The organism is Halomonas sp. (assembly GCF_031581305.1).
Lineage (GTDB): Bacteria > Pseudomonadota > Gammaproteobacteria > Pseudomonadales > Halomonadaceae > Halomonas.
This window is the reverse complement of the sequence record NZ_JAVLBC010000199.1, coordinates 1-2,782: the sequence shown is the minus strand read 5'-3', so window position 1 is coordinate 2,782 and position 2,782 is coordinate 1. Positions and strand designations below refer to the sequence as shown.

The following is a 2,782-nucleotide window of genomic DNA, read 5'->3' as shown; positions in this document are numbered from 1 at the left end:
CGGCGCCGGAGATAACGGCGCCGTTTTTTATGCATTATTGGAATAATTGCGTCAGAAAGCATTCTTGCCGCCAGATTGCCTTCCCGGGAGGGCACGCCTAGCATCGTGTCATCCCTGATAGAGGAGGACGCCTCATGAAACGCACCCTGTTACTGGCGGCCGGCACCCTGGCCCTGGCCGGCCCGGCCCATGCACTACACCCCTCCCCCCTGATCGACGCTGGATGGCTCGAGGAGCAGCTCGGCAGCGATGACCTGGTCGTGCTGGATGTACGCTCCGCCATCGATGACGGCGGCGACCGAGCGAGCTTTGAGAGCGCCCGCATCCCCGGCAGCCGCTACAGCAGCTACACCGATGCCGGCTGGCGTGAGTCCCGTAACGGCGTGGCCGGGTTGCTGCCCGATGTCGAGACGCTGGAGAGTCTGATCGGCGGCCTGGGCATCGACAACGACGACACCGTGGTCGTGGTCGCGGCCGGTACCGGCCCCACAGACTTCGGCAGTGCCGCCCGCATCTACTGGACCTTCAAGGTACTGGGCCACGACGAGGTAACGATCCTCAACGGCGGCTTCGCCGGCTGGGAGCAGCAGGGCTTCGAGATCGCCAGCGGCACGGCGAGCGACCCCGAGACGGTCAATTTCTCGGCCACGCTGCAGGAGCACCTGCTGGCCACCACCGAGGAGGTGGAAGCAGCACGCAATGCGGATGAACAACTGGTGGATGCCCGACCGCCAGCCTTCTACAGGGGCGAGGCCCAGTCACCTGCCGCTCGCGTGCCGGGCACCATCCCTGACTCGGTGAACTTGCCCCATGACGGCAGCCTCGAGGAGCGCGACGGGGCCTACTACCTGCAGCCGGACTCCCTGAAGGCCCGCATCGACGAGCTCGGGCTCGACCATGAGGCGCCCACCGTGGCCTTCTGCAACACCGGACATTGGGCCGCCAGCGGCTGGTTCCAGCTCAGCGAGATCGGCGGGCAGGAGAATGCCAGTATGTACGATGGCTCCATGGCCGCCTGGACCCGGGATGACGAACGTCCCATCCAGCTGGCCGACCGGGGCACCGTCAGCGTGGGCGAGCTGATCGAGTAGCTTCGCCTCCTGCCCCTGACAGGGAGGCCCCGCGGCCGGTGACCGGCCGCGGGCGTCATCGTTGCGAGATCAGCCTCTCGGCCAGGGCATTGAGGTCGGCAACCGTGATGTCGGGCTCGATCCCCCAGGGGTCGAAGGGGGCATCCGGGATGCGGCGCACCCAGGCGGCGTGCAGGCCAGCATGACGGGCGCCGATGACGTCGAAGGGATTGCTGGAGACCAGCCAGGTGTCACCGGGCTCACTCTCGAGCCGAGAACGGAGATGGGCGTAGACCGCCGGGTCGGGCTTGAAGCGCTTGATCTCGTCGACGCTGACCACCGTCTCGAAGTAGTCGCGGATCCCGGCCTGCACCAGCAGCCCCTCTACCGCCTCATGGCTGCCGTTGGAGAAGGCCACGCAGCGGACCCCCGCTTCGGTGAAGCGCTCCAGTGCGGCCGATGCCTCGGGAAAGGCCGGCAGCCGCGCATAGACGCCCATCAGGTGTTCCTTGTCGGTCTCCGAGAAGCGTGTGTGCAGGGCACGATCGGTAAACTCCAGCGCCTCGCGGGTGCAATGGGAAAAATCCGCGTACGCCCCCATCAGGCCGCGGCGGAAGCTGTACTCCAGCTGCTTGTCGCGCCAGCACCGCGAGAACTCCGGAGCCAGGTCCGAACGATCCTGACCGGCGAGACGCAGTTCGAGTTCGGCGACCACACCGTGAGTGTCGATCAGGGTTCCGTAGACATCGAAGGCGAGTACCGTTGCCATACCTTGCTCCTTCCATCGGTGAGAGTCCCCAGCCTGCGCCGGGAAACCGGCCGCGACAAGTCGACCGGTAGCGGAAGAGCCCAGCCGATCAGCGTCCGGCCAGGGCACGTGCCCGGTCGAGGGTCGAAAGCGACACGCCGTTGCCGGAGAGGATCAACGCAACGCGCTGGCCTCGGACGTCCAGGCCATGCTCTTTGATGGCCGCCAGGCCCACCGCGGCGGCACCCTCCACCAGCCGTTTCTCGTCCTCGAGGATATCGACCATGGCCGCGGCGATGGCAAGCTCGGAGACGTGGAAGTGGTCATCCATCACCTCGCTGACCAGGGCGAAGGTGCAGCGGTTGTCGCGCCCGATGCCACCGCCCAGGGAGTCTGCGAGGCTTTCGACCTCCTCGACCGCCACGGGATGGCCGGCCTTGAGACTCTCCCACATGGCGGCGCCACGGGACAGGCTCACCCCGGTGACCCGGCAGGCGGGTCGAATCGCTTTCACGGCCGTACCGATGCCACCCAGCAGGCCACCGCCGGAGAGTCCGATGATGACCCGGTCCAGGCCCGGGCAGTCCTCCATGAGCTCGAGGCCGATGGTGCCCTGCCCGGCCACGACCCGCGGGTCGTCGAAAGGCGGGATCAGGGTCATGCCGCACTCGTTCACCAGTCGCTCGACCTCGGAGAACGCCGCGTCCTGACTGGCGCCGACACGCCTCGCTTCGGCACCCAGCGCCTCGATGGCGGCCACCTTGTTGGCCGGCACCAGCCGCGACAGGCAGACTACCGCCGGCACGTCCAGGCGCGCGGCGGCGTGCGCCACCGCCCGGCCGTGGTTGCCGGTGGAGGCCGTCACCACCCCGGCCGCCAGGGCCTCGCGGCCGTGGCGCTCGATCAGCGCGGCGATCATGTTGGTGGCCCCGCGAAGCTTGAAGGCGCCGGTGGGCTGGTGGGT

General features: G+C 67.9%; 3 protein-coding genes. 1 reads left to right on the top strand and 2 read right to left on the bottom strand.

The genetic code is table 11. The features are described from left to right. Positions 1–134: 134 nt before the first annotated feature. Positions 135–1,091, top strand: coding sequence for a sulfurtransferase (locus RI841_RS13800; RefSeq protein WP_310706208.1), 957 nt, complete (start codon positions 135–137; stop codon positions 1,089–1,091). A gap of 55 nt (positions 1,092–1,146) precedes the next feature. On the opposite strand, the gene RI841_RS13795 is transcribed toward RI841_RS13800, so the two are convergent. Both RI841_RS13795 and RI841_RS13790 read right to left on the bottom strand, forming a co-directional pair. Next, complete coding sequence (locus RI841_RS13795) at positions 1,147–1,839, bottom strand: haloacid dehalogenase type II (RefSeq protein WP_310706207.1); 693 nt, start codon at positions 1,837–1,839, stop codon at positions 1,147–1,149. An 88-nt stretch (positions 1,840–1,927) separates the two neighbouring features. Continuing rightward, on the bottom strand, positions 1,928–2,782 hold an 855-nt coding region (locus RI841_RS13790; protein ID WP_310706206.1), incomplete at its 5' end, for a pyridoxal-phosphate dependent enzyme.